Source organism: Micromonospora sp. LZ34, assembly GCF_052981855.1.
Map to the genome: position 1 here is coordinate 1 of NZ_JBRIQN010000050.1, position 26033 is coordinate 26033.

The 26033-nt window shown below is 72.7% G+C and carries 25 protein-coding genes and 1 tRNA gene; 10 read left to right on the forward strand and 16 right to left on the reverse strand.

Features of this window, described 5'->3' with window-relative positions:
* The first annotated feature begins 529 nt into the window (after positions 1-529).
* Positions 530-811 carry a DUF6412 domain-containing protein gene (locus ACVCAH_RS31655; RefSeq protein WP_447139911.1) on the forward strand — a complete coding sequence of 94 codons (282 nt, stop codon included), beginning with the start codon at positions 530-532 and terminating at the stop codon, positions 809-811.
* Between the two features lie 153 nt (positions 812-964).
* Complete coding sequence (gene yidC, locus ACVCAH_RS31660; protein ID WP_447139912.1) at positions 965-1921, forward strand: membrane protein insertase YidC; 957 nt, start codon at positions 965-967, stop codon at positions 1919-1921.
* 651 nt (positions 1922-2572) lie between these two features.
* Here yidC and ACVCAH_RS31665 read toward each other — a convergent pair.
* Positions 2573-3379, reverse strand: coding sequence for a hypothetical protein (locus ACVCAH_RS31665; RefSeq protein WP_447139913.1), 807 nt, complete (start codon positions 3377-3379; stop codon positions 2573-2575).
* Entirely contained in the window at positions 3379-4215 is an 837-nt protein-coding gene (locus ACVCAH_RS31670) for a sigma-70 family RNA polymerase sigma factor (protein ID WP_447139943.1), read from the reverse strand. The genes ACVCAH_RS31665 and ACVCAH_RS31670 overlap by 1 nt, the downstream gene beginning before the upstream one ends.
* Before the next feature lie 212 nt (positions 4216-4427).
* Between ACVCAH_RS31670 and ACVCAH_RS31675 the strand changes: the two genes are divergently transcribed.
* The 7 genes from ACVCAH_RS31675 to ACVCAH_RS31705 all read left to right on the forward strand — a co-directional run bounded on the left by ACVCAH_RS31675 (position 4428) and on the right by ACVCAH_RS31705 (position 8885).
* Positions 4428-5015, forward strand: coding sequence for a hypothetical protein (locus tag ACVCAH_RS31675; RefSeq protein WP_447139914.1), 588 nt, complete (start codon positions 4428-4430; stop codon positions 5013-5015).
* Positions 5012-5368, forward strand: a complete 357-nt coding sequence (locus ACVCAH_RS31680; RefSeq protein WP_447139915.1) for a hypothetical protein — start codon at positions 5012-5014, stop codon at positions 5366-5368. Before ACVCAH_RS31675 ends, ACVCAH_RS31680 begins: the two co-directional genes overlap by 4 nt.
* On the forward strand, positions 5365-5613 hold the full coding sequence (locus ACVCAH_RS31685) for a helix-turn-helix domain-containing protein (protein WP_447139916.1): 249 nt from the start codon (positions 5365-5367) through the stop codon (positions 5611-5613). Before ACVCAH_RS31680 ends, ACVCAH_RS31685 begins: the two co-directional genes overlap by 4 nt.
* The gene (locus ACVCAH_RS31690) at positions 5610-5900 is read left to right on the forward strand and encodes a hypothetical protein (protein WP_447139917.1); all 291 of its coding nucleotides are present in this window, start codon (positions 5610-5612) and stop codon (positions 5898-5900) included. Before ACVCAH_RS31685 ends, ACVCAH_RS31690 begins: the two co-directional genes overlap by 4 nt.
* Entirely contained in the window at positions 5890-7467 is a 1578-nt protein-coding gene (locus ACVCAH_RS31695; RefSeq protein ID WP_447139918.1) for a replication initiator, read from the forward strand. Before ACVCAH_RS31690 ends, ACVCAH_RS31695 begins: the two co-directional genes overlap by 11 nt.
* A 69-nt stretch (positions 7468-7536) precedes the next feature.
* On the forward strand, positions 7537-7755 hold the full coding sequence (locus ACVCAH_RS31700; RefSeq protein ID WP_447139919.1) for a helix-turn-helix domain-containing protein: 219 nt from the start codon (positions 7537-7539) through the stop codon (positions 7753-7755).
* Positions 7752-8885 (forward strand): site-specific integrase, encoded by a 1134-nt coding sequence (locus ACVCAH_RS31705; RefSeq protein ID WP_447139920.1) that lies wholly within the window; start codon positions 7752-7754, stop codon positions 8883-8885. The genes ACVCAH_RS31700 and ACVCAH_RS31705 overlap by 4 nt, the downstream gene beginning before the upstream one ends.
* A gap of 69 nt (positions 8886-8954) precedes the next feature.
* On the opposite strand, the gene ACVCAH_RS31710 is transcribed toward ACVCAH_RS31705, so the two are convergent.
* The 9 genes from ACVCAH_RS31710 to ald all read right to left on the reverse strand — a co-directional run bounded on the left by ACVCAH_RS31710 (position 8955) and on the right by ald (position 17553).
* A tRNA-Pro gene (locus ACVCAH_RS31710) sits at positions 8955-9028 on the reverse strand.
* 176 nt (positions 9029-9204) lie between these two features.
* Positions 9205-10608, reverse strand: a complete 1404-nt coding sequence (gene der / locus ACVCAH_RS31715) for a ribosome biogenesis GTPase Der (RefSeq protein ID WP_447139921.1) — start codon at positions 10606-10608, stop codon at positions 9205-9207.
* Positions 10605-11285: a (d)CMP kinase gene (gene cmk / locus ACVCAH_RS31720; RefSeq protein WP_447139922.1), complete on the reverse strand. Its 681-nt coding sequence runs from the start codon at positions 11283-11285 to the stop codon at positions 10605-10607. Before cmk ends, der begins: the two co-directional genes overlap by 4 nt.
* Before the next feature lie 190 nt (positions 11286-11475).
* Positions 11476-12246: a pseudouridine synthase gene (locus ACVCAH_RS31725; protein ID WP_447139923.1), complete on the reverse strand. Its 771-nt coding sequence runs from the start codon at positions 12244-12246 to the stop codon at positions 11476-11478.
* Positions 12236-13192 carry an SMC-Scp complex subunit ScpB gene (gene scpB / locus ACVCAH_RS31730; RefSeq protein WP_447139924.1) on the reverse strand — a complete coding sequence of 319 codons (957 nt, stop codon included), beginning with the start codon at positions 13190-13192 and terminating at the stop codon, positions 12236-12238. The genes ACVCAH_RS31725 and scpB overlap by 11 nt, the downstream gene beginning before the upstream one ends.
* Entirely contained in the window at positions 13189-14250 is a 1062-nt protein-coding gene (locus tag ACVCAH_RS31735; protein WP_447139925.1) for a segregation and condensation protein A, read from the reverse strand. The genes scpB and ACVCAH_RS31735 overlap by 4 nt, the downstream gene beginning before the upstream one ends.
* A gap of 56 nt (positions 14251-14306) precedes the next feature.
* On the reverse strand, positions 14307-15230 hold the full coding sequence (locus tag ACVCAH_RS31740) for a ParA family protein (protein ID WP_447139926.1): 924 nt from the start codon (positions 15228-15230) through the stop codon (positions 14307-14309).
* Between the two features lie 203 nt (positions 15231-15433).
* Entirely contained in the window at positions 15434-16426 is a 993-nt protein-coding gene (locus ACVCAH_RS31745) for a site-specific tyrosine recombinase XerD (RefSeq protein ID WP_447139944.1), read from the reverse strand.
* 11 nt (positions 16427-16437) lie between these two features.
* Positions 16438-17553, reverse strand: coding sequence for an alanine dehydrogenase (ald, locus tag ACVCAH_RS31750; protein ID WP_447139927.1), 1116 nt, complete (start codon positions 17551-17553; stop codon positions 16438-16440).
* Positions 17554-17773: 220 nt separating this feature from the next.
* On the opposite strand from ald, the gene ACVCAH_RS31755 reads away from it, so the two are divergent.
* Positions 17774-18100, forward strand: a complete 327-nt coding sequence (locus ACVCAH_RS31755; RefSeq protein WP_447139945.1) for a TM2 domain-containing protein — start codon at positions 17774-17776, stop codon at positions 18098-18100.
* A gap of 101 nt (positions 18101-18201) precedes the next feature.
* Here the strand turns inward: ACVCAH_RS31755 and ACVCAH_RS31760 are convergent, their stop codons facing one another.
* The 5 genes from ACVCAH_RS31760 to murJ form a co-directional block, all read right to left on the reverse strand.
* Positions 18202-18807: an NUDIX domain-containing protein gene (locus tag ACVCAH_RS31760; RefSeq protein WP_447139928.1), complete on the reverse strand. Its 606-nt coding sequence runs from the start codon at positions 18805-18807 to the stop codon at positions 18202-18204.
* Positions 18808-18863: 56 nt separating this feature from the next.
* Entirely contained in the window at positions 18864-20606 is a 1743-nt protein-coding gene (locus tag ACVCAH_RS31765) for a CTP synthase (RefSeq protein ID WP_447139929.1), read from the reverse strand.
* Between the two features lie 159 nt (positions 20607-20765).
* Positions 20766-23069, reverse strand: coding sequence for a hypothetical protein (locus tag ACVCAH_RS31770; protein ID WP_447139930.1), 2304 nt, complete (start codon positions 23067-23069; stop codon positions 20766-20768).
* Complete coding sequence (locus tag ACVCAH_RS31775) at positions 23069-24235, reverse strand: glycosyltransferase family 4 protein (protein ID WP_447139931.1); 1167 nt, start codon at positions 24233-24235, stop codon at positions 23069-23071. Before ACVCAH_RS31775 ends, ACVCAH_RS31770 begins: the two co-directional genes overlap by 1 nt.
* A 111-nt stretch (positions 24236-24346) precedes the next feature.
* A complete protein-coding gene (murJ, locus tag ACVCAH_RS31780; RefSeq protein ID WP_447139946.1) occupies positions 24347-26032 on the reverse strand; it encodes a murein biosynthesis integral membrane protein MurJ in 1686 nt (561 codons plus the stop codon).
* Position 26033 lies beyond the last annotated feature (1 nt).

Sequence of the window (26033 nt, forward strand, 5' to 3'; positions counted from 1 at the left end):
GTCACCGACGTCGGCGGGCGACCATCCCGGATTTTCCCGCATCCGCGGCGCCCCGAAGGGACCCAGGAACAGCTTGGAAGATGCCTTGAACTCCGTCCTCGGCACCGCTGCGAGGCCGGAGGACCTGGTCTCTTCATGACGTCCTGCGGGTGGGCGACCGGTCGGTGCATGCCGTTGTTGACCCCTCTTGACCAACCGAACGGGCACGCGTCGGGCACGCAGCCCAATTCAACCGCATCCCGGCCTGGGCCGGCCTGGCCGATGCCGGCGCCAGCGCCGCCAGCAGGCCAGGGCCGGCCGCATCAGCATGGGCCCGGCCCTCGCCCGACTGCCTTACCCGAAAGAAGGATTGTGGCTCGACGGGCTGCCACGATGCCCGCGTGAGCTATGGAGTAGTCCACCGGCGTCGCCCCAAAACTCGGGATGGCGCGGCCGTCGTCACTCAGTTCGTCACCCATCCTCGGCTGCGGAGTTTCAACGGCCTTTGGGCCCGGTTCCGGCGCGCGCAGGACCCGGCTATGGTTGTGGCATGGGTTGGTTCGGGGTGCTCTGGCATCTGGCCGGTGTGCTGACCGATGCCGGCCCGGCCGGCTTGCTCGTCGGTACGGCTGCCGTGACCGGCGTACTGCTGACTGCCGTACTCGCCGCCTCGATCCTGCTCCGGCGTGTAGGTGCGGGTCCGGGCCTGCGGGTCACCCGCCGGATCCTGCGAGAACGTACCCGGCGGGCGGGAATTCCCCGCCATCGCGATCCTGACGCTGCTGGCCAATCGCGTCCCAGAGCTCCCACTGCGGCCTTCGCGGTCGCCTGAGCGCTTTTCTTTTCCACCGCTCGACGGCGGCCGCTTGTGACTGCTTTCTGTTCAGATCAGTCGTAGGTCGTACCCCGAGGGGTTCCGCATGTCTGCTTCATTGTTGGACGGCGTAGCTGCCGTCGTGCATCCACTCGTCGCTGGTGGCGTGCAATGACCACGCCCTTCAGCCCTCTGATGGCAATCATTTACCGGGCAATTTCCGAAATCTTGCTGTTGTGGCAGGCTGCCTGGCACAAAATGCTTGGCGATGCTTCCTGGTTGAGTACCACCTGGTCATGGGTTCTCGGCATCGTCTTCCTCGTGCTTACCGTTCGGGTGATCCTGTTCCCGATCTTCGTTAAGCAGATTAAGTCCCAACGCGCCATGCAGGCACTCCAACCGAAGATCAAGGCACTTCAGGACAAACATAAGAGTGACCGAGAAACGATGCAGAAGGAGCTCGTGGAGCTCTACCGGTCGGAAAAGGCCAACCCGCTAATGGGCTGCCTGCCGATGTTCGTGCAGATCCCGGTGTTCCTGGGTCTGTTTCAGGTCCTGCGTCACCTCAAGCCAACGATGCCGGAACACATGAAGACGCTGTACGGCTGGACGGTCGTCCAGTTCGACAGCGCATCGTCCGCAACGTTGTTCGGTGCTCCCATCGCTGCCAGCTTCAACAGCTCCACACCGCACGGCAGCGACACCACAATTAAAGTCGTCGCCGCCGTCCTGATCGCCATCATGATAGGTACGACGTACTTGACTAGCCGTCAAATGATCCTCAAGACCGGATGGGCCGAGGACCCGCAACAGAAGATGGTGCAACGACTGATGCTTTACGGCATCCCGTTCTCACTGCTCATTTCCGGCTTGATCTTCCCGATCGGGGTGATCATCTACTGGGTGACTACGAACCTCTTCACCTTCGGTCAGCAGATGTGGGTGCTTCGCAAGTACCCGCCGTTGCACGCGACTCATCAGGCAAGCGTGGGCAAGCAGGCAGGCATCAAGGTCAAGGCAGACGACAAAAGCGGCCAAGGGGCCGCACCGGTCGCGCGCAGGGCGGTCAGCCCCAAGGTGGGCGCGAAGCCGATCAACCGCAAGAAGGGTGGCACGTATAAGCATTAGTCGGTCTAATATGACGGGCTCGCCCTCGTTTCAGATCCGGCTGATGTTCGTGCTTTAGCACGGGCGACAAGCCAGCGCCTGCCCGCCTACCATCCCGTTCGCCGTCGACCCGCCCCCAGGGGAGCGGGCCGCCGCCCGATCCGCCACGTCAAACGGACCTTGCCGGCTCGTACGAGCGCTGGCGGGTCGGGCGGTGGTCTGCTCGGCTTGCCCGGGTCGACGGCGGGCGGGATGGCCTACCGCAACCACCCCCACAGACCCGGCGGCGGCCGACGATCTTCGACCATCCTGGAGCCGGAGCGCCCCCGCCGGAGGCGCACTGACCGCAACCCCGCGATGGCCGCCAGGTCGCCGACGCGGCCGGCGTCCCCTCCCCTACGCCGGGCGGGCTCTTGGCCGCGCGCCCCGGCCGGCTGCCGGCCATCACCTCACCGCTCAGCGGCCTGTCGTTGTTCGGCGGCCCTCCGGGCTTCCCCGCGTTCCGCGCCAGCCGCCGGGCATCCGGCGTGACGGCCGCAGAGCGCCAGCGGCAGCGGCCGGCGCGCGCCCAGGCGGCGGCGCGTGCGGCCCGTCAAGGGCCGCCTTGAGACTGTGTAGAAAGTCCTCACCACTTCGCCGGCAGCCGGCCGGCTGACACGGCAAAACGGCTGCTCAGGCTGCGTAGACGGCAGTCGCGTCGTCGCTGCGCTTGTTGCGTGCCCACCTCATGCAGGAGGGGTCGGCAGCCTCGATGGCGCGTACTCGGCGGATCAGCTCCGTCGGGCCGCTCTGCTCTAGGACGTCGAGCACGTCCGGCCAGTCGAGCAGGCCGAACAGCGCCACCAGGCGGGCAGCACCGTCGGTCAGCACGGCGACCCGCCGGACACTGTCGAGCGGGACTTCCCCGGTGATCGCGTGTTGTGCGGCGAACGGATCCGCGGCTGCCACCCAGTAGCCGCCGGGCTGGTTGCGGGCGGCCAACTCGGCGTGCTTCATCCGCAGCAACGCTGCCTGCTTCTCCGCCGATCCGAACGGGTGCCGGTCGGCCTCTTCGCGTTCAGCGCGGGCGGTCTTGTCCACCCGGTCATCGGTGATGACCTGGATGCCATCGATGGTGTCGATGAGCACCGTGACGTCACCGAGCACCAGGTACTCCAACGCGGTGTCCTTGAGCCTCACCATGGCTGCCCCTGCCGAGGGTGTGCCAGGGTGGCTGAGGTCGCAGGTGTCCCGGTGCTGGTCGGCGGTGAATCGGATGCCGTACATCAGCGCGTTGGCCAACGCAGAGTCGCGGTCGGCGGCCAGTCCGGCGAGGGCTGAGCCGAGCTTTGCGGCGTACCAGGCAATGCCGTGAACGCAGCCGGTGCCAGTGCGGGCGGTGGCACCGTCGAGAACCACGATCAGGTTCTCGCTGGCCATGGCCCAGTCCTCGTTGGGTGACTTCGGGTTGCCGGCCTCGGATGCGGTTGCCACGCGCATCAGGCCACGCCCTCGCTGCGGTAGATCGGCGTGAGGGCGTCGACCGTTTTCACGGTGCGCTTCTTCGGGTCGTAGGTACAGGCCACCAGGAGCGAGAAACGGCGGTTCTTGACCTCGCGGTACATCTCGTCCAGGTGGTCTTCGAGGTATTGGGCGACGCCGAGGGTGCCCATGGCGTGGATGCCGGCGAGGTACAGGAAGCTGCCGCGTCCGTCGGGGCGGGGCAGGCGGCCGATGTAGCCGTAGTCGACCGGTTCGCCCTTGTCCGATGGTGAGTGGAACTCCTCGCCAGTCTGGTGGTTGACCAGATACAGGCCGCCGTCGTCCTTGCCGAAGCCCAGCTTGGGATCGGAGGCGAGCACCTGCCCGACGAAGGGCAGGATGCGCGGGCTGCCGACGACGATCAGGTTCGTGCGGTTCAGGTCCACCATGCCCGGTGGTGGCACCACCTCGTACTCGGTCTTCAAGCCGAGCCCTCGCGCAAGGTTGGACAGCTTCTCGTACGCGGCCAACATCTCGGCGGAGACAACCGCGTACGGATCCTTCTTGTCCGCCTCGAACTTGCCGCCAACGGCGACGGTGAGTGGTCCGGTGCCGAGCAACGCTCGCTCAGGCCGGGGTCCGGACGACAGGAGCTGACCGACGCGAGCACGGGTCATGCCGACCACCTGAGCAATCTGCGCGTGAGTCATGCCCTGCGACACCATCTCGTCGAGGGCTTCGCGGCGCAGCCGGGACAGCTCGTTGACCGCCGCCTGATGCTCGTCAATCAGGTCGCTGGCCTTCCGCGCCCGCTCCCCCGGGTCCCGGATATCGGCGAAGACCTGCGCGTTCATCTCCACGGTCCCTCCCGGCTGGCTGCGTTGAACGCTCAACGCACCCTAACTCACGACGGGGGTTGACCCAAGCAAGGGGGCTTGCGTACTCTCGGCAGACATCGATGTGCAACCCCCCTTTACAAGGGATACGGGGAGCGCAAAGAGAAGGCCCCGACGGGATTGCGGCCCGTCGAGGCCCGGTGCATCGGCCCTCAGCGAAAGGAACAACGATGCATGTCCAGCGTACCGTTCACCCTGCTCTGTGCGCCTCGGGCCACTCCTCGGCGCTGTCTGATGCTCGCCTGTTGTCTGCTCTGGCGACGCTTCGGGACGCGCTGGCTCCTGGGAAGGCGCTGAACCTGCCTGCGGTGCTCGACCGCACCGCGCTGCTGGATGTCCTGTCCGTGCTCACCACGGATGCCACCACCCCTGCACCGGTCCGCGAATCGTTCGTGTGGCCCTGGAAGAAGCTGCGTCAGTCTCGTGGCTGGTCGCAGTTGGAGGTGTTCCGCCGGCTCTCCACCGTCGCCGCCAGCGAGGGCGTGCGGCTGCCGGAGTGGTCCACCTTCAAGCGGAACCTGTGCCGCTGGGAGAGCGGCACTGTCACCGTGTCCCCGTTCTACGAGGGGCTGTTGGGCCGGCTGTTCGGCCTGCCCGGCTTCACCGCTGACGACACGATCGAGCTGTGCTACTGGTGCGGCCGTCCGGGCTGCCAGTGGTGCGCAGCGAACCGCTGCCAGGATCCGCGCGACCCGCAGTGCACCTGCCCTGCTTGCGCTGCTGAGCCCACCGAGGCTCCCCTGGTGGTGACGGCATGACCACCCGAACCAGCGCCCTGCCGCTCAAGGAGCTGCGCGCCGCGCGTGGCTGGACTCAAGCCAAGGTGCTTGTCCTCCTAGAGGCCACCGCTGCTCGGCGGAAGGTGAGCCTGCCGGCTCGTGCGTCGCTGAAGGCGATGTTGTCGCGGTGGGAGAACGGCGCTCCGACCTCCGCCTTTTACACCGACCTGTTCTGTCAGGTGTTCGACCTGCCGGCACCGCCGCCGGCAACCCCGGCCACCGACATCGCGGTCTACCGCTCGACTCGCTGCCGTAACTCGCGCATCTACGGCCGGGTCTTCGCCGACAACCACGGCTGGTGGAAGACCACCCGAACGGCGGTGGCCCGATGACCACTGCCACCCTCACCCGACGAGCAACCGTCACCCCTGCTGCGACCTTCGGGCAGACCGTTGCCCGGCTGCGCCGTCGTCGCGGCTTGTCGCAGGTCGTCTGCGCTCAGTTGGTCGGCCGGTCGGAAACCTGGCTGGCCAAGGTCGAACACGACCGCATCCCCGTCGACCGGCTGTCGGTCCTGCGGGACCTCGCCCGCGTCCTGGGCGTCGACCTGACGGCGCTGATCGAGGTGGCCCCATGACCACCACCACCGCACCCGCCTACCGCTGGCGTCAACCCCGGCTGGCCCGGGGCTGGGAACCCGTCCAGCTCATCGGCCGCATGAAGATCCTCGCCGCCCGCGACGGGATCGAGCTGCCGAAGACCTACCAACTCATCCGCGACATCTACCTGTGGGAACACCACCGGGCCGACCTGCCCGCCCACGTGGCGTCCCTGCTCGGCCGGATCTTCGAGCACCCGAACCCGTTCGGCACCGGCCCCATCACCCACCTACCCACCAAGGCGGTCCGCACCCGTGGCCGCTGACTACACGACCGTTGCCCCGGGCCAGGCTTACCCGTCTGGTCCGGGCCACCGGCCCACCCGCACCCCCGCCGGCTCGCCGGGCGCGTTCGTCGGCCGCGACGAATCCGCCTTCCACCGCGCCACCACGGGCGACTACTTCGGCTGGCTGGAGCACGTGAGATCGGCCGCGGGCTGCTCCCACCCGATCCGCCTCGCCGGCGAGGTCGCCACGATCGACCGGGCCACCGGCCGCCTCCTCGCCTCCGTCGCCACCGCTGACCTGCCGGACGGGGAGATCTACAAGCCCTGCGGCAACCGCCGCCACACGGTCTGCCCCTCCTGCGCGCGCACCTACCAGCGCGACGCCTACCAGCTGCTGCGCGCCGGCCTCGCCGGCGGCAAAGGCATCCCCGCCACGGTCGCGCAGCACCCGGCCGTGTTCCCCACTTTCACCGCCCCGTCGTTCGGCACCGTGCACACGCGGGTGGTGAAGCGGCACACCTGCGGCAACCGCCGCCGCTGCGACTGCCGCGCCGAACCCTGCCACCCCCGCCGCTCCACCGACCCCACCGCCCGACCCTGCGAGCACGGACAGGCCACGGTGTGTTGGGCGCGGCACGAAGACAACGATCCCCGGCTGGGCCAGCCGCTGTGCCTGGACTGCTACGACTACGACGCCCAGGTCGTGTGGAACCACGCCGCGCCGGAGTTGTGGCGCCGCACCACCATCGCCATCACCCGCCACCTCAACGCCCGCGCCCGACAGCTCGGCCTGCCCAGGGTGGAGCAGGTCACCGCGAGCGGGAAGCTGCGTCGGGTGTCGCCGGTCAAGCCGTCGTTCGGCAAGGTCGCCGAGATGCAACGCCGCGCCGTCGTGCACTACCACGCCGTCATCCGCCTCGACGGCATCCACCCGCACGACCCGGACGCCATCGTGCCGCCGCCGGCCGCCCTGGGCGTTGACGACCTGATCGCCGCCGTCCGGCACGCCGCCGCCACCGTCGCCTTCACCACCCGCCCCCACCCCACCAACCCGGCCGGCTGGCACATCACCTGGGGCGACCCCGACAAGGGCCTCGACGTCCGGCCGATCAACGCCGACGGTGAGGTCACCGACAGCCGCGTCGCCGGCTACCTCGCCAAGTACGCCACCAAGTCCACGGAAGCCACCGGGCATGTCTCCCGCCGCCTCGACGGCGAGGTCATCGACCTCTACGCCAACGAGCACGGCACCCACCCCGAGAGGCTTGTCGACGCCTGCTGGACCCTCGGCGGCCACCGCGACTGGCAACAGCTCCGACGCTGGGCGCACATGCTCGGCTTCGGCGGCCACTTCCTCACCAAAAGCCGCCGCTACTCCACCACCTTCCGCATCCTCCGCGACGCCCGCATCATCTGGCGACGCACCGAGACCGGCCACGAGTACGCCGACCAGCCCGACGACGGCACCACCCTGATCGTCGGCCTGCTGTCCTACGTCGGCTCGGGCTGGCGCACCACCGGAGACGCCCTCCTGGCCAACACCGCCGCCGCGATGGCCCGCGAGAGGCACGAGATCGCACGAGAGGAGATGACTGCTGCCGCCTGACCCGCACGACTCATCCACCGTCAAGACAGCCTTGACGGTCAACCTATCCCCGCACGGAAGGAGCACCGTTTGACCGCACCCGCCCTCGACGCCCCGCCCAGGGCGCTCTACCGCATCCCGGAGGCGATGCGGCTGCTCAGCCTGTCCCGGTCCGTGATCTACGAACAGATCCGCGCCGGCCGGCTGCGAACTGTCCGGCAGGGCCGCACCCGCCTCGTCCCCGCCGCCGCCATCGCCGCCTACGTCGACCTGCTTAAAGAGGAAGCCGAGGAAGGAGGAACCGCATGACGAAACGCCGCGCCCGAGGAGAAGGCGGCCTGCACTGGGACGAGTCCCGGCAACGCTGGATCGCCACCGTCACCGTCGGCTACACCCCGGCCGGCAAGCGCATCGTGCGCAAAGGCAGCGGCAAGACCAAGACCGAAGCCCGCGCCAAACTGCGGGAGAAGATCCGCGATTACGAGGACGGCCTCGCCCTGGTCCAAGATGGGCACACTGTGGCCGACGCTCTTACCGACTGGCTCACCTACGGCCTGAGCAACCAGTCCGAGAGCACCAAGTCGAACTACGCCATCCTCGTGCGCTCGCACATCATCGGCGAGCTGGGCGCGAGGAAGCTGCGGGACCTGACCGCCAGCGACGTTGACCGGTGGTTGCTGAGCAAATCTCGGCACCTGAGCACTCGCACCCTGCGACTCCTGCACTCCTTGCTGAACCGCGCGGTCAATCGGGCCATGGCGCGGGACAAGGTCAAGCGCAACGTCGTGGCACTCTGCGCCGTGCCCACCGGTCGCGGCGGCCGTCCTTCCAAGTCACTCAGGCTCGACGACGCCAAGGCGCTCCTGACAGCCGCCGAGGGCAGCTCCCTGCGCGCCTACATCGTGCTCTCGCTGTTGACCGGCGCGCGCACCGAGGAGCTGCGCGCGCTCACCTGGGCACACGTTGACCTCACCGGCAAGCCCAACGATGATCCGCCGGCGCCACCGTCCATCCAGGTCTGGCGCTCGGTACGCGCCGACGGGGACACCAAGACCAAGAAGTCGCGTCGCACCCTGGCCCTGCCCACCCGGTGCGTCACCGCGCTCACCACCCATCGCGAGGGTCAGGGCGAGCCTCCCGCCGACCGCCTCGTCTTCACCTCCGCCGCCGGCACGGCCCTGGACCGGCACAACGTGCTTCGGGCCTTCCGCCTGGTCGTCGCGAAAGCGGGCCTTGACCCGCGCGACTGGACTCCCCGCGAGCTGCGGCACAGCTTCGTGTCCCTGCTGTCGGACAGCGGCGTGAGCATCGAGCAGATCGCCGACCTCTGCGGCCACTCCGGCACGACCGTCACAGAGAGCGTCTACCGGCACCAACTGCGGCCGGTGCTCCTGAGCGGTGCTGTCGCCATGGACCGGCTCTTCGACGCTGAGGCATAGTCACTCAGTTAGTCACCCAGCTACGACGAGAGGGCACATCCAATCAATGGATGTGCCCTCTGAGCTGCGTCGGGACGGCCGGATTTGAACCGACGACCCCTTGACCCCCAGTCAAGTGCGCTACCAAGCTGCGCCACGTCCCGATGCCCCCGCGCGGTTTCCCCCGCGACAGCCGGTACAGCTTAGCGCAGATCTTCCCGGAGCCCGCACAGGCCCCTCCCGGCCCACGCGTGCGTCGCCCACCTCACCACCTCTAAAGCATCCTAGGAGGATAGGTGGCGGGGGCGGGGTGGTCACCCCGCCCCCGCGGCGTAGATCGTCAGCCGTGCGCTTTGCCGCGGCCGCCGGGGCCGAGCTTCTTGCGTGGGCGTACCGAAATCTCGATCGGGCTGCCCTCGAAGCCGAACTCCTCGCGCAGCTTGCGCTCGACGAAGCGCTGGTAGCCGGCGTCCAGCGGGCCGGTGGTGAAGAGCACGAAGCGTGGCGGGGCCACTCCGGCCTGGGTGGCGAAGAGGATCTTCGGCGCCCGCCCGCCGCGCACCGGGTGCGGGGTGGCCTGCACCAGGGCGGTCAGCCACGAGTTGAGCTGCGCGGTCGGGATCCGGGTCTCCCAGCTGGCCAGGGCCGTGCGCAGCGCCGGGGCGAGCTTGTCGACCGCCCGGCCGGTCTTCGCCGACAGGTTGAGCCGGATCGCCCACGGGATCCGACGCAGCTCGCGCTCGATCTCCTTGTCCAGGTAGTACCGGCGGTCGGCGTCGACCATGTCCCACTTGTTGAAGGCGATGACCAGCGCCCGGCCGGCCTCGGTGACCATGGTCAGGATCCGCTGGTCCTGCTCGCTGATGACCTCGCTGGCGTCGAGCAGCACCACCGCCACCTCGGCGGCCTCGATCGCCGACGCGGTGCGCAGGCTGGCGTAGTACTCGGTGCCGCTGGCCTTGCCGACCCGCTTGCGCAGCCCGGCGGTGTCCACCAACTGCCAGGTCTCCCCGCCGATCTCGACCAGGCTGTCCACCGGGTCCACCGTCGTCCCGGCGACCGCGTCGACCACCGCCCGCTCCTCACCGGAGAAGCGGTTGAGCAGGCTGGACTTGCCCACGTTCGGCCGGCCGACCAGCGCCACCCGGCGCGGGCCGCGGGGCCGGTACTCCACGATCTTCGGGGCCTCGGGCAGCGCGTCCATGATCGCGTCCAGCAGCTCGCCGGAGCCGCGGCCGTGCAGGGCCGACACCGCGTACGGCTCGCCCAGGCCGAGCGACCACAGCGAGGTAGCCTCCATCTCGATGGCGGTGTTGTCGGCCTTGTTCGCCACCAGGATCACCGGCTTGGCGCTGCGCCGCAGCATCCGCACCGCCGCCTCGTCGACGTCGGTGGAGCCCACCACGGCGTCGACCACGAAGAGCACCACGTCGGCGGTGGCCACGGCGGCCTCGGCCTGCGCCGCGATGGCGGCGGCCCGATCCCGGGCGTCCGGCTCCCAGCCGCCGGTGTCCACCACGGTGAACTGCCGGCCGGCCCACTGCGCGTCGTACGGGACCCGGTCACGGGTCACCCCGGGCACGTCCTCGACGACCGCCTGCCGGCGGCCGATGATCCGGTTCACCAGGGTCGACTTGCCCACGTTGGGGCGACCGACCACCGCCACCACCGGCTGCGGGCCGGGCTGTTCCTCGGCGTCGAGATCCGGTTCCCGCAGCTCGACCCAACCTTCGCTCTCGGTCATGCCACTCCCCGCTCGGTGAGCAGGTCGCGCAGGCGCGCCACGACCTCGTCGATGCCCAGTTCGGTGGTGTCCAGCACGACCGCGTCCGGGGCCTGCTGCAACGGGTTCACCTTCCGGGTGGAGTCGAGCCGGTCCCGGCGGGCCAGGTCGGCGGCCGTCGCGGCCACGTCGGCGGCGTCCTCGGCGCTGCGCCGGGCCGCCCGGGCCAACTCGGAGGCGGTCAGGTAGACCTTCAGGTCGGCGTCCGGCGCCACCACCGAGCCGATGTCCCGGCCCTCGACCACGATCCGGCCGTGGTTAACGATCATCTCCCGCTGCCGGGCGACGAGCAGCGCCCGCACCGCCGGCACGGCGGCGACGGCGGAGACCGCGGCGGTCACCTCGGGGCCGCGGATCTCGGCGTCCACGTTCACTCCGTCGGCGGTCACGCCGTACCCCTCGGGGTCGGTGCCGATGCGCAGGTCCACCTCGCCGGCGACCTTGGCCACCGACTCGGCGTCGGTCAGGTCGACCCCGGAGCGCAGCACTGCCCAGGTGATCGCCCGGTACATCGCCCCGGTGTCGAGGTAGCGGGCACCGAGGCCGGCGGCGAGGCGCCGGGAGACGGTGGACTTACCCGAACCGGACGGCCCGTCCACAGCGACCACGCAGCGCCCGGTCCGTACGTTTTCCGCCACCGTTGTCCTCCTCAGCCCGTACCCCACGGGTCGCCGGTTCGGCGCCGTGAGCGGTCGTCCATCATCAATCATGCCCGCGGCCCGGCACCGGGCCGCGCGCCCCGCCGCCGGAGCGCGACCCGCGCCTCCGCGCCGGGCGCGCCGGCGGCCGTCACGGAGCCTACCGGCTGCGGTACCCCGAACGACGGGGTCAGTCACCCACCGCCTTGAACAGCGCGGCCACCTCGGCGTTGGTGAGCCGGCGGGTCCGCCCGGCGCGCAGGTCGCCCAGCCGGATCGGCCCGATCGAGGTACGCACCAGCCGGGACACCGGGTGGCCGACCTCGGCCAGCAGCCGCCGGACGATGTGCTTGCGCCCTTCGTGCAGGGTGAGCTCCACCTGGGCGGTGCGTCCCAAAGTGTCCACCACCCGGAACGAGTCGACCCGGACCGGACCGTCCTCCAGCTCCACCCCGGCCATCAGCCGCTTGCCCAGGTTGCGCGGGATCGGCCCGGCCACCTCGCAGAGGTAGGTCTTGGGCACCCCGTAGGAGGGGTGCATCAGCCGGTGCGCGAGCGTGCCGTCGTTGGTGAGCAGCAGCAGGCCCTCGCTGTCCGCGTCCAGCCGCCCGACGTGGTAGACCCGCTGCTCGACCCGGTTGCCGAGGAAGTCCGCCAGCGCGGTCCGGCCCTTCTCGTCGGCCATGGTGGAAACCACCCCGCGCGGCTTGTTCATCGCCAGGTAGACCAGCCGGGTGTCGGCGACCAGCCGCTGGCCGTCGACGTGGATCACCGCGGTCGCCGGGTCGACCTTGTCGCCGAGCTGCGCGACCTTGCCGTCCACCGTCACCCGGCCCCGGAAGATCAGGTCCTCGCAGGCGCGGCGGGACCCCACACCGGCGGCGGCGAGCACCTTCTGCAGGCGCTCGGCGCCGGTGAACGCCGGCGCGTCGGGTCGGGGGGCATGGTCATCACGTGGCATCGGCAAGCTCTTCTACGTCGTCGGGAAGGAACGGGGCCAGCGGCGGCAGCTCGTCGAGGCTGTTCAACCCGAGCTTCTCCAGGAACATCGTGGTCGTCCGGTAGAGGAAGGCCCCGCTGTCCGGTTCGGTGCCACACTCCTCGACCAGCCCGCGGGATACCAGCGTACGGATCACGCCGTCGCAGTTCACACCGCGGATGGCGGAGATCCGCGACCGGGTGACCGGCTGCTTGTAGGCGACCACGGCCAGGGTCTCCAGCGCGGCCTGGGTCAGCCGGACCGACTGCCCGTCCAGCACGAACCGCTCGACGTAGCCGGCGTATTCCGGGCGGGTGTAGAGCCGCCAGCCGCCGGCAGCCCGGCGCAGCTCGAAGCCGTACCCGGCCGCGGTGTAGCCGGCGGCGATCTCCGCCAGCATCGGGCCGACCCGCTCGGCGGGCTGCTCCAGCACGTCGGCCAGGATCAGCTCGCTGACCGGCTCGTCGACCACCAGCAGGATCGCCTCCAGCGCCCCGCGCAGCTCGGCGTCGGAGAGCTCCACCGGCGCCGGCTCGAGCGTCGCCCGCCGCCGCCCACCCGCGCCCTTCTTCGGTACGCCCCCAGCGCCGCTCTCCCCTGCCGATGCCGCCTCAGCCGGGGCCTGCCCCGCCGCCACCTCCTCGGCCGTCCCCGGCTCCGGCACCGGGACTGCCTCCGCCCCCGACACTGCCTCCCGATCCCGCGAGATCTTGGATGATTCCGGCCCCTCCAGGGGCCGTCTTTCTCCAAGATCTACAGGCGGAGTCGGGTCGAGCTGCTCGGGGACGGGTGGGGTCGGGTCGGCTTGCTCGGGGGCGGGCGGAATCGGGTCGAGCTGCTCGGCGGCGGGCGGGGTGGGGCGCTGCCAGGGCGGGACCCAGGCGGCGGCCTGGTCGGCCAGGGAGTCGCGGCGCTCCTCGTTGCTCATCGCGGTCCCTCCTCGGTACGTGCCGGCTCGTCGGCACCGGCGGCGGCCGCGTCCTCGGCCGGGGTGCCGGCATACTCGTCGATGTGCAGGTCCGGGCTACCCTCGGCGGGACCGGTCCAGCGTACGGTCAGCTCCTCCAGGGCCTGCTCCTGGACGAACGCGACCAGGCCCTCCCGGTAGAGCTCCAGCAGCGCCAGGAACCGGGCGACCACCTCCAGGGTGGCGTCGCAGTCGGCGCAGAGCACGGCGAAGCTGGCGGTGCCGGCGCGGCGCAGCCGGTCGGTGAGGATCGCCGCGTGCTCCCGGACGCTGACCCGCACCATGTGCACGTGGGCGATGGAGACCTCGGGCGCCGGCTTCGGGGTCATCGCCCTGACCGCCAGCTTGAGCAGTCGCTGCGGGCCGATGCCGAGCACCAGGTCGGGCAGCGCCTCGGCGTAGCGGGGCTCCAGGGTGACCGCCCGCGGGTAGCGCCGGCCGCCGACCTCCTCCAGCGCGGCGATGTGCGCCGCCGCCTCCTTGTACGCCTTGTACTGCAGCAGCCGGGCGAAGAGCAGGTCCCGGGCCTCCAGCAGGGCCAGGTCCTCCTCGTCCTCGACCTCGGCGGCGGGCAGCAGCCGGGCCGCCTTCAGGTCGAGCAGGGTGGCCGCGACGAGCAGGAACTCGCTGGCCTCATCCAGGTCCCACTGGTCACCCATGGCCCGGATGTACGCGATGAACTCGTCGGTGACCCGGTGCAGCGCCACCTCGGTGACGTCGAGCTTGTGCTTGCCGATCAGTTGCAGCAGCAGGTCGAATGGGCCGGTGAAGTTCGCCAGCCGGACGGTGAACCCGCCGCCCTCGGCCGGGCCCTCCGACGCCACGCCCTCCGAGGCCGCGCCCTCCGACGTCGCGCCCGACTCGCCACCGGCGGCCACCGGGTCGGCGCCGACAGTGCCTGCCGGGTCGTCGGCGGTGGGGCTGGTGGGGGCACCGGCCACGGCGGCGCCGGGGCCGGGCGGGGCCGCGGCTGGCGGCTGCTCCGGCGCGGCGGGCGGGTCGAGGGGCGGCGCGGTCACCGGACGACCGTAGTCCACGGCCGGGGCGACCCGGCGCTCTGGTGCCGCACTCCGGGCTACCGCTCCGCCTGGGCGGCGATCACCTCACGGGCCAGCTGCCGGTAGTTGCGGGCGCCGGACGAGGCCGGGTCGAGCGTGGTGATCGGGGCGCCGGCGACGGTCGACTCGGGGAACTTGACCGTCTTGGTGATGACCGTCTGGTAGACCTTGTCGCCGAACGCCTCCACCACCCGCTGGAGCACCTGCCGGCAGTGGGTGGTGCGGCTGTCGTACATGGTGGCTAGGATGCCCTCGAGCTCCAGATCGAAGTTGAGCCGCTCGCGGACCTTGTCGATGGTGTCCAGCAACAGCGCGACACCGCGCAGGCTGAAGAACTCGCACTCCAGCGGGATGAGCACGCCGTGCGCGACGGTCAGCGCGTTGATCGCCAGCAGGCCCAGCGAGGGCTGGCAGTCGATCAGGATGAAGTCGTACTCCTTGCGGACCGACCGCAGCACCCGGGCCAGGGCCATCTCCCGGGCGACCTCGTTGACCAGCTGGATCTCGGCCGCGGAGAGGTCGATGTTGGCCGGCAGCAGGTGCAGCCCGGCCACGTCCGTCTTGATCAGGACGTCCTCGGCGGTGACGTCGTCCTGCATGAGGAGGTTGTAGACGGACAGGTCGAGGTTGTGCGGGTTGACCCCCAGCCCGACCGAGAGCGCGCCCTGCGGGTCGAAGTCGACCAGCAGCACCTTGCGGCCGTACTCGGCCAGCGCGGCGCCAAGGTTGATGGTCGTGGTGGTCTTGCCGACCCCGCCCTTCTGGTTGGCCATCGCGATGATCCGGGCCGGCCCGTGCCGGTCGGTCGGCATCGGCTCGGGGATCGGCTTGCGCATCGTGTAGGCGGCCGGGTCCGCCGGGCCCAGGTCGTTGCCGAGCGCGGCCTGCTGCTCGCGGAGCTCCGACGTCCACGTCTCGGCACGGTCACCGTTGCCAGCCATGTCCTCGTTGCCCCCTCCCGACGACCACCCGGCGTCGGAGCCGACCGACGTCCTTCGCGGCGCCGCTGCGCACCCGGTCGCATCTCCCCGCCAGGTCCGCGCCGATGCCGACTGTACGCCACCGGCCAGCAGGGCGTTCGGCACCCGCTCGGCGTGTCGGCCGGCGCCCTTTGCGGCCGGCCCGGGCGGCCCGCGGCCGCCGGTCAGCCGCGGGCGCGCGGATGCGCGGTGGCGTACACCTCGCGCAGCCGCTCCACGGTCACCAGCGTGTAGACCTGGGTGGTGGTGACCGAGGCGTGGCCGAGCAGTTCCTGCACCACCCGCACGTCCGCGCCGCCGTCGAGCAGGTGGGTGGCGTACGAGTGGCGCAGCGTGTGCGGGGAGACCGCCTGCGGCCCGTCGACCGGCAGGCCGGCCCGCTGCGCCGCCCGGCGCAGGATGGTCCAGGCGCCCTGCCGGGACAGCGCGCCGCCGCGGGCGTTGAGGAAGACCGCCGGGGTGCCCCGGCCGGCGGCGGCCAGGGCGGGCCGGGCGCGCACCAGGTAGGCGCGCAGCGCCTCGACCGCGTACCCGCCGATCGGGACCAGCCGGGTGCGCCCGCCCTTGCCGCGAAGCAGGGCGGTCCCCTCGGCCGGGTCGAGGTCGTCCACCGCGGCGCCGACCGCCTCGGAGATCCGCGCCCCGGTGCCGTACAGGAATTCCAGCAGCGCCCGGTCGCGCAGCGCGAGCGGCGCGCCGTCGCCGGCGGCGGCCACCGGGCCGGCGGTCTCCAGCAGCCGCACCACGTCGGCGACCGGCAGCGCGCGGGGCAGCCGGCGCGGCGGGGTGGGCGGGCGCACGTCGCGGCTCGGGTCGGCCCCGGCCAGCCCCTCGCGCACGGCGAACCGGTGCAGGCCGCGCACCGCGCTGGCGGCCCGGGCCGCGGAGGAGGCGGCCAGCGGCGGGTGCCCGTCGTCGCCGGCGCGCAGCCGGGCCAGGTGCGACTCCACCGTCGCGGGATCGACGGCGGCGAGGTCGGCGACGCCCGCCGCGGCCAGCGTCGCGACGTAGCGGTCGAGGTCCCGGCGGTACGACGCCAGGGTGTTCGCGGACAGTCCACGCTCGACGGTGAGGTGGTCGAGGTAGCCGCGCACGGCACGGAGCAGGGCCGGCGCGGGCTGTGTGCCCGCGCCGGCCCCGTCCGGTGCCCCGGTCAGCCCGCCGCCGCTCAGGCCAGCACGTCCGCCAGCGGCAGGACGCGCATGCCGTGCGCCTCGGCGACCGGGCCGTAGGTGACCTGGCCGTCGTGGGTGTTCAGGCCCAGCGCCAGCGCCGGGTCGCGGCGCAGCGCCTCGCGCCAGCCGTGGTTGGCCAGCTCCAGGGCGTACGGCAGGGTGACGTTGGTGAGCGCGTAGGTGCTGGTGTTGGGGACCGCACCGGGCATGTTCGCCACGCAGTAGAAGATCGAGTCGTGCACCTTGTAGACCGGGTCGGCGTGTGTGGTGGGGCGCGAGTCCTCGAAGCAGCCGCCCTGGTCGATCGCGATGTCGACCAGCACGCTGCCCGGCTTCATCCGGGACACCAGCTCGTTGGAGACCAGCGTCGGGGCCTTCGCGCCGGGCACCAGCACCGCGCCGATGACCAGGTCCGCGTCGAGCACGGCCCGCTCGATCTCGTACGCGTTGGAGGCGACCGTCTGCAGGTGGCCCCGGTAGATCGCGTCGGCCTGACGCAGCCGGGCGACGTTCTTGTCGAGCAGCAGCACCTCGGACTGCAGGCCCAGGGCGATCGCCGCGGCGTTCATGCCGGAGACACCGGCGCCGATGACCACGGTCTTCGCCGCGTACACGCCGGAGACGCCACCGGGCAGCACGCCGCGGCCCCCGCCGGTGCGCATCAGGTAGAAGGCGCCCACCTGCGGGGCGAGCCGGCCGGCCACCTCGGACATCGGGGCGAGCAGCGGCAGCGACCGGTCGGGCAGCTCGACCGTCTCGTACGCGATGCCGGTGACCTTGCGGTCGATGAGCGCGTCGGTGCACTCCTTCGAGGCGGCCAGGTGCAGGTAGGTGAAGAGCACCTGCCCCTCGCGCATCCGGTGGTACTCCTCGGCGATCGGCTCCTTGACCTTGAGCACCAGCTCCGCGGTGTCCCACACCTCGTCGGCGGTGGCCAGGATCTTGGCGCCGGCCGCGGCGAACTCGTCGTCGCTGATGCTGGACCCGGCCCCGGCGCCGGACTCGACGAAGACCTGGTGACCGCTGCGGGTGAACTCGTTGACGCCCGCCGGCGTGATCGCCACGCGGTACTCGTGGTTCTTGACCTCGCGTGGGATTCCGACCTTCACGATGCAGACACCTCTCTTCGGGGCCGCTCTTCCCCGACTGCTCGGTGCCACGGCGGCCCCTTTGCCACCGCGGTCCACCGGTCCCGCCGGCGGCAGTCTAGGCGCGCCGGCGCCCGCGAGGAGCCAGCACAGTGACATCCGGTGGCCGCCGACGCTGACGAAGTGTCAGGCATCTACCCGGCCGGCGGTGGACGCCACCTCAGCCGTCAGGACAGTTTTCATCATTATCGTCCCACTCGTCGGGTGGCGCTGCGGACAGGACGAGAGTCGATCACTAAGGTGTCGCCTCATGACCACTCCTCCTTACCAGCCCGGGTATCCCCAGGGCGTTTCCGACAAGAGCAAGGTCGTCGCCGGCGTCCTGCAGATCCTGCTGGGCTTCTTCGGCGCCGGCCGGTTCTACATGGGCGACACCAAGACCGGCGTCATCCAGCTCGTGGTGAGCATCGTGACCTGCGGCCTCGGCAGCATCTGGGGCCTCGTCGACGGCATCCTGATCCTGGTCAACGGTGGCGTCGACGGGCAGGGCCGGCCGCTGCGCGACTGACCCGACCCGGAACGACGAAAGGGGCCGTGCGGTACGCCGCACGGCCCCTTTCCACGTTCCCCGCCGAATCCCCGGCCCGACTCAGCCGGACGCGCCCGGGCTCAACCCGGCACCGGCGCGTCCGCCCGGCGCAGCACCGACCAGCCGGCGTCCCGGGCCCGGGCGGCGGCGAGCAGCCCGGCCACGCAGGACGCGTTGGTGATCTCACCCGCCAGGACCATGCCGACCGCCTCGTCCAGGTCCAGCCGGACCACCTGGAGGTCGGCCTCCTCGTCGCGGCGCTCGTGCCGCCGCTCGGCCGGCACGTCGGTCAGCTCCCGGGCCAGGAAGACCCGGACCAGCTCGTTGGTGAAGCCCGGCGAGCTGTGCAGGTCGACCAGCACGTCCAGCCGACCGGCCACCAGGTCGACCTCCTCGGCCAGCTCCCGGGCCGCCGCGGCGGCCAGGTCCTCCCCGGTGACGTCGGTCAACCCGGCGGGCAGCTCCCACAGGTGCCGCCCGACCGGGTGCCGGTACTGGCGGATCAGCACCACCTGGCCGGCGGCGTCGAGCGCCACCACGGCCACCGCCCCGACGTGCCGGACGTAGTCGCGCACCGCGGTGCCGCCGCCCGGCATGGTCACCTCCTCGCTGACCACGTCGAAGATCCGGCCGCGGTAACGCTCCTCCCGGGAGCGCACCTCGTAGCGGTGCTCGACCGCGCTCACGGCGCCACCTCGGTTCGCGACTGCGGGGCTCGCAAAACCCGGCTCACTCCTCGCGCTCACGAGGCGGACGCCGCCTTCGCGGCGGCGGAGCCGCCGTTGCGGGCCGCCGCGCCCGCCGCGGCCTCCAGGTCGACCGGGAGCTGGTCGGCCTCGGAGTACGTCACCGCCGCCTTCACGAACGCGGCGAAGAGCGGGTGCGGCCGGGTGGGCCGGCTCTTCAGCTCGGGGTGCGCCTGGGTGGCCACGAAGAACGGGTGCAGGCTCCGGTCCAGCTCGACGAACTCCACCAGCCGACCGTCCGGGGAGGTGCCCGAGATCTGCAGGCCGGCCTTGGTCAGCGCGTCGCGGTAGGCGTTGTTCACCTCGTACCGGTGCCGGTGCCGCTCGCTGACCTCGGCGTTGCCGTACGCCTCGGCGACCAGCGACCCCTCGGCGAGCTTCGCCGGGTACGCCCCGAGCCGCATCGTGCCGCCCAGGTCGCCCTTGCCGGCGACGATGTCCTCCTGGTCGGCCATGGTGGCGATGACCGGGTGCTTGGCCTCCTCGTCGAACTCCAGCGAGTTGGCGCCGTCCAGCCCGGCCAGGTGCCGGGCCACCTCGATGGTCATGCACTGCAGGCCGAGGCAGAGCCCGAGCAGCGGCACGCCGTTCTCCCGGGCGAAGCGGGCCGCGCCGATCTTGCCCTCGATGCCGCGCACGCCGAATCCGCCGGGGATGACGATCCCGTCGACGCCGGCCAGGGCGGCCGCCGCGCCGGACGGGGTGACGCACTCGTCGCTGGGCACCCAGCGCAGCTGCACCCGGGCCCGGTGGCCGAAGCCGGCGGCCCGGATCGCCTCGCTGACCGACAGGTACGCGTCGGGCAGGTCGACGTACTTGCCGACCAGGGCGACGGTGATCGTGTGGCGCGGCTGGTGCACCCGGTCCAGCAGGTCGTCCCAGCTGCTCCAGTCCACGTCGCGGAAGGAGAGGCCGAGCCGGCGCACCACGTACGCGTCGAGCCCCTCCCGGTGCAGCACCTTCGGGATGTCGTAGATGCTCGGCGCGTCCGGCGCGGCGGTGACCGCCTCCCGGTCGACGTCGCAGTAGAGCGCGAGCTTCTGCTTGACCTTGTCCGGGATGTCCCGGTCGCAGCGCAGCACCAGCGCGTCCGGCTGGATGCCGATGCTGCGCAGCTGGGCCACCGAGTGCTGGGTCGGCTTGGTCTTCAGCTCGCCCGACGGCGCCAGGTAGGGCACCAGCGAGACGTGCAGGTAGAAGCAGTTGTCGCGGCCCAGGTCGTGGCGGACCTGCCGGATCGCCTCCAGGAACGGCAGCGACTCGATGTCGCCGACCGTGCCGCCGACCTCGGTGATCACCACGTCCGGCACCTGGCCGTCGTCGTCCGGGTCGGCCATCGCCAGGATCCGCGACTTGATCTCGTTGGTGATGTGCGGGATGACCTGGACGGTGTCGCCCAGGTACTCGCCGCGCCGCTCCTTGGCGATCACCGCGGAGTAGATCTGGCCGGTGGTGACGTTCGCCTTGCCGGAGAGCGCCCGGTCCAGGAACCGCTCGTAGTGGCCGACGTCGAGGTCGGTCTCGGCGCCGTCCTCGGTGACGAAGACCTCGCCGTGCTGGAACGGGTTCATGGTGCCCGGGTCGACGTTGAGGTAGGGGTCGAGCTTCTGCATCACCACGCGCAGCCCGCGCGCGGTGAGCAGGTTGCCGAGGCTGGAGGCGGTGAGGCCCTTACCCAGCGAGGAGGCGACGCCCCCGGTGACGAAAATGTGCCTGGTCGTCCGTGCTGAAGGGGCCAAGGCCTGCTCCCGTGTCGTCCGTCGCGGTCGTGCAGACCGCCGTGCCGATCAGCCAAGTGATCACGCGATCCACGGGATTCCACGGTAACACCTCACCGGCGGTGTGCCGGTGGCGCACCCGAGGTATGCGCCGGTCGGCGCCGGGTCGGCGCCCGCCCGTCAGGAGGTCGCGACCTCGGTGGACGACCGGGCGGCGCGGCCCGGCTCCCCCGCCGGCGGCCCGTCCGGCGCCGGATCGGCCGGCTTCCGGCCCTCCGCGGGCGCCGGGTCGGTCGGGTCCGAGGCGTCGGCCGGCAGGCCTTCCGAGGCGTCCGGGGCGTCCGGGGACGCGGCCCCCGGGCGCTCGTCGCGCTGCTCACCCGTCTCCGGCCGGGTCCGGTCGGTGGAGTGGTCCAGCACCCGCAGCGAGGCCAGCGCCGCCATCGGCACCACCAGCGCGCCGGCCGCCCCGGCCACGTCCAGCGCCGACCCGCCCAGCACGCCGCCCACCACCGCCGCGACGGCGGTGCCCGCCATCGCCGCCCGGATCGCCGGATAGATGCCGAACAACCGCATCAGCCCACCCCACGGCTGGAGCAGGGCGAACCACACCAGCAGCGCGCCGGCCAGGGCCAGCACGGTCAGCGGGCTGTCGACCAGGGTCTCCACGTTGGCCGTGCTGGACCGGTGCACGGTCAGCCCGCCGGTGCCGTCGCCCAGCGCGGCCAGGAAGCGGCCCAGGCTGCCCCGCTCCGGGGCGGGCCGGCGCACGTCGAGCACCGCCAGACCGACGGTCACCGCCAGGCCGGCCATCGTCGCCCAGGCCAGCCGGCTCAGCGTCAGCCAGCCGCCGGCGCTGATCACCGCGGCCACGCTCACCCCGGCGGTCAGCGCGATGGCGCCGACCGGGTCCGCGCCGAGGTAGGGGCTGCCGACGACCACCACGGCGGTGCCGCCGACCGTCGCCACCACCGCCGGCCGCCAGGAGCGGCCTACCCGCTGGGCGAGCCAGCCCGCGCTGAGCAGGGCGCCGGCGACGAACGCGCCGAGCCCGACCGTGCCCAGCCCGGCGTACCGGCCGCCCTCCAGGGCCGAGTAGCCGACCACCCCGTTGAGCTGCAACCGGGCGCCGGTGACCACGTCCAGCCCGACGGTCAGCGTGGTCAGGCCGGCCACCGCGCCGAGCGGGCCGAGCGTGTTCGGGTAGCCGGGGGTGAGCCGGACGACGGCGGTCGCCCCGACCACCAGCAGGGCGGTCACCCCGGCGAACCAGGCGCCCGCGTGCTCGCCGCGCCACCAGGGCACCACGTCGGCGAGCAGGGCCGCCGGCACGGCCAGCGCGGCGGCGATCAGCAGCACCTCCACCGCCGCCACCACCCGCCGGGACACCGGCTCCGGCCCGTACGGGCCGGCGTGCCGGCGGGCCCGGCGCAGCAGCGGCAGCACCGCGACGCCGAGCAGCACCTGGACGGCGGCGAGCAGGGTGAAGAACCAGCCGGCGACCCGCCGCTGGGCGGCGGCCTCCCGATCGGCGTCGGCCGGCTGGGCGATCGCGGTCGCCAGATCGGCCGGTCGGCCGCCCACCGACTCCGCGGGCCGGCCCAGAAACGGCCGCTCGGGCAGCGGCCGGCCCAGCGCCGCGAGCGCGGTCGGCGCGAGGTCGACCAGTTGCAGGTAGCCCTCCCGGCCGGTGCTCGCCGAGGTGAGCCAGCCGCCCTCCCAGCCCGGCCCGTCGGCGACGGCCACGTGCAGCCGGGACGGCTGTTCGGTATCGGACACCCCGGCCACCAGCACCAGGGAGCGCGGCGGGCGGGCGGCGAGCACCCGGGCCAGTTGGGCGTCGGCCGCACGGGCCGCCGCGGCCCGCGCCGCCGGGTCCTCGCCGGCCACGGTGCCGAGGTCGACGATGCTCAGCACGCAGGAGCCGAGCAGGCCGGCCGGGTCCGGCGGCAGCGCCGGGGCGTACCGGTCGACCCGGCCGAACGGCCGGGCGGCGGCCACCGCCGCGCCCGGCCCGACCGCCACCGAGCAGCGCACCGACTCGGACAGCGAGCCCGGCACGGTGCCCCACGGCAGCCGCTCCTGGTTGTGCAGGACGACGCTCTCCTGGTCGGGCAGGTTCGCGCCGATGCCGTCCGGCTGTTCCACGGTGACCGCCGCCGCCGGGCAGCCGCCGGTCGGCCGGCTGCCGTTCCAGGCGGCGTAGCTGCCGGCGCCGAGGGTCAGCCAGCCGTCCACCGGGCAGGTCGGCCGGTGCGCGGAGCGCACCGAGAGCGAGCCGATCGAGCCCCGCTGGGCCATCCGCCACAGCGTCGGGGTGGTCTGCGGGTCGACGTCCTCCCAGCGCAGCCCGGCCACCCCGGCCACCACCACGTAGTCGGCGGTGCGGCCCGGGATGTCCGCGGCCGGTCGGGCGGCCAGCGCGGTGATGCCGAGCGCCACCACGACCAGGGTGAGCAGGGCGGGTGCGAGTCTGCGCAGCATCACCGGAGTCCCGTCGAGGGGGCACCGGCGTCCGGGGCCGCCGGACCGGCGGCGTCCAGGGCCAGTTCGGCGTAGAGGACGGTGAGCTGGGCCAGGGTGTCCGCCTCGGTGGGCCAGGTCGCGGCCCGGGCGGCGCCCCGGCGGGCCAGGTCGGCGCGGCGGTCCGGATCGTCGAGCAGCGCGCGCACAGCCGCGTCGACCGCGTCCACGTCACCCGGCGGCACCAGCACCGCGGCGTCGCCGACCAGCTCGGGCAGGCCGCCGACCGCGGTGGCCACCAGTGGTACGCCGGCCCGCAGCGCCTCCTGCGCGAAGAGCTGGCGGGCCTCCCAGTCGCTGGTCACCACCGCCAGGTCGGCGCCGCCGAGCAGGTCGGCCACGTCGGTGCGGTGGCCCAGCAGGGTGACCGGGGCGCGGGCGGCGGAGATCCGGGCGGCCAGCGGCAGGTAGGCCGGGCCGCTGCCGGCGATCACCACGACCGGCGGCGGCGTCCGGGTGCGCCACCGGGCGGCGGCGTCGACGAGTACGTCGTACCGCTTCTGCGGGTGCAGCCGGCCCACCGAGACGACCAGCGGCTGGTCCGCGCCCACGCCGAACTCGGCCCGCACGGCGGCCCGGCGGCGGCGCGGGGCGGGCAGTGCCGGCGCGGCGACCGGGGCGAGGCGGGCGTCCGTGGCGCCCAGCGCGGCGGCCCGGTCCACCAGGTCGGCGGAGGCGCCGAGGGCGACCCGGGCGCCCCGGGCGACGATCCGCTCGACCAGCCGGGACAGGCTGCCGCGCAACCCGCCGGCGAGCACCGCGTTGTGCCAGGTGACCACCACCGGGGCGGCCGGCCGGGCGAGCACCGCGACCAGCCCGGCCCGCAGTCCGTGCGCGTGCAGCACATCGACCGGCTCGGCGGCGAGCGCCCGGCGCAGCGCGGTCACCGCCCGCGCGTCGGCCGGGGTGGGGCTGGCCGGAATCTCCACCGGATGGAAGCGGGCGCCGACGCCGGTGAAGTCGAACTGTTCCTGGGTCGCGGCCGGGCCGCAGACCAGTACCCCGGCCCCGGCGGCGGCCAGCCCGGCGGCCAGCGAGCGGACGTGCTGCCCGACCCCGCCGGTGCTGGAGGCGAGCAGCAGGCCGACCGTGCCGTGCCAGCCGGGCGCCCCTGCCGGTTGCGTCACCACGACCACCTCCGCTCGGCGACCGCCGCCCGCCGGTCACCCGTCCCGCGCCGCATCACCGGGCACGACTCCCGTCGCCGGCCGTGGGGCCCGCGGCCGCACGCCACGCGCTCACCGGGACACCGTCTCCTTCCCGTCTCCCCGCGCCGGGGGTACGTCGTCCTGCCGCCCCCCGCCGGCCCGACGCCCCCGGCCGAGCCGGCGCAGCACCCCCGCGAGCAGCGGCTGCACGTCCCGCCGGTCCGCCAGCCGGGCCACGGCGAGGAACACCACGCCGACCAGGACTCCGGACAGCATGCCCTGCACGAGTGCCGCGAATGTCGTCGGGGTCCCGTCCTGGGCGGCCGTCAGCCAGTGTGCCGCCGCCGCCCCGGCCACCGCGGCCAGCACACCGGCGAGCAACCCGGCCGCTCCGGCCCGGGCGGCCCCGGCCAGCGCGGGGCGCCCGGCCGAGCGGCGCACCGCGACGAGCAGCAGCCCGCCCAGGGCAAGCATCCCGACCGAGTTCGCCAGGGCGACGGCCGGCACCCGGTCCCGCAGCGGCAGCAGCGCGCCGAAAGCCAGCGCCGCCGCCGGCACCACCAGGAAGCCGACCGCGATCGCGCTCGTCGCCGCCCGGGTCTCGCCCCGGGCGTACAGCGCGCGGCTCAGCAGGGCGAAGAGCCCGTAGCCGAGCAGTCCGGGAGCGAAGCCCGCGATCGCCCCGGCGGCCGTGGACGCCGCTGGGGGGTCGAAGAAGAAATGGCCGACCGGGACGGCCGTGCCGATCAGCGCCGCGGCGCCGAGGAAACTGAACAGCAGCACCCCGCGGACCGCCGGGGCCAACGTGGAGCGGTAGCCCTCCTCGTCGCCGGCGGCCCGGGCCGCCACCAGGGTGGGGTACGCGGCGACCGCCAGCGGCACCGCGAGCACCGCCCACGGCAGCAGGTAGACGGCCTGAGCCAGGTTGTAGACACCCGGGTTCGCGGCAGCGCCGTACGTGACCTGGTTGAGGCTGACGATCAGCGCGACCTGCTGGGCGGTGACCGTCACCGCCCCGGCCACCGCCAACCCGCCCACCCGGGCACGGGCCTCGGCGGGAAAGCCGAACCCGAATCGCGGTGCGAGTCGCAGCCGGCGGACGGGGATCAGCAGTGACAGGGAGAGCACCACGACGCCCAGCGTGGTGCCCGCCGACAGCAACAGTTCCCCGCCGCGGCTCACGTCGGTGACCGTGCTCAGCCGTCCCTCGGCCGCGGTGAACCCGAGGTAGACCACGATCACGGTGATGCTGGACAGCAGCGGCGCGATCACCGGCCAGGCGAACCGGCGGTGCGCCTGGAGCACGCCGGTGAGCACGATGCCCACCCCGTAGAGCGGGAGTTGCGGAGCGAAGACCCGCAGCATCCGCTCGCCGCTGTGCTGCTGGGCGGCGGTCAGGCCCTCGCCGAGCGCCCCGACCAGCGGCCCGGCGAGCAGCACCACCAGCAGCGACAGCGGCACGAGCAGGGCCAGCGTCCAGCTGAGCAGGGCGCCGGTGGTCCGGGCCACGGTCGCGCGGTCTCCCGCCGCCACCGGCCCGGCCAGCAGCGGCACGACCAGACTGGCCAGGGCCCCGCCGGCGACGATCTCGAAGATGAAGTTCGGCACCTGGTTGGCGACGACGTACGTGCCGCCGAGATCGGTGGGGGCCAGCGTCCAGGTGAAGACGGCGGTACGGCCGAAGCCGGCCAGCCGGCTGAGCACGGTGAGGACGGCGATGAGCGCGGCTGCTCCGGCCAACCGGCCGGCGCCGGCGAGGGGTGCCGGTGTGGTCACG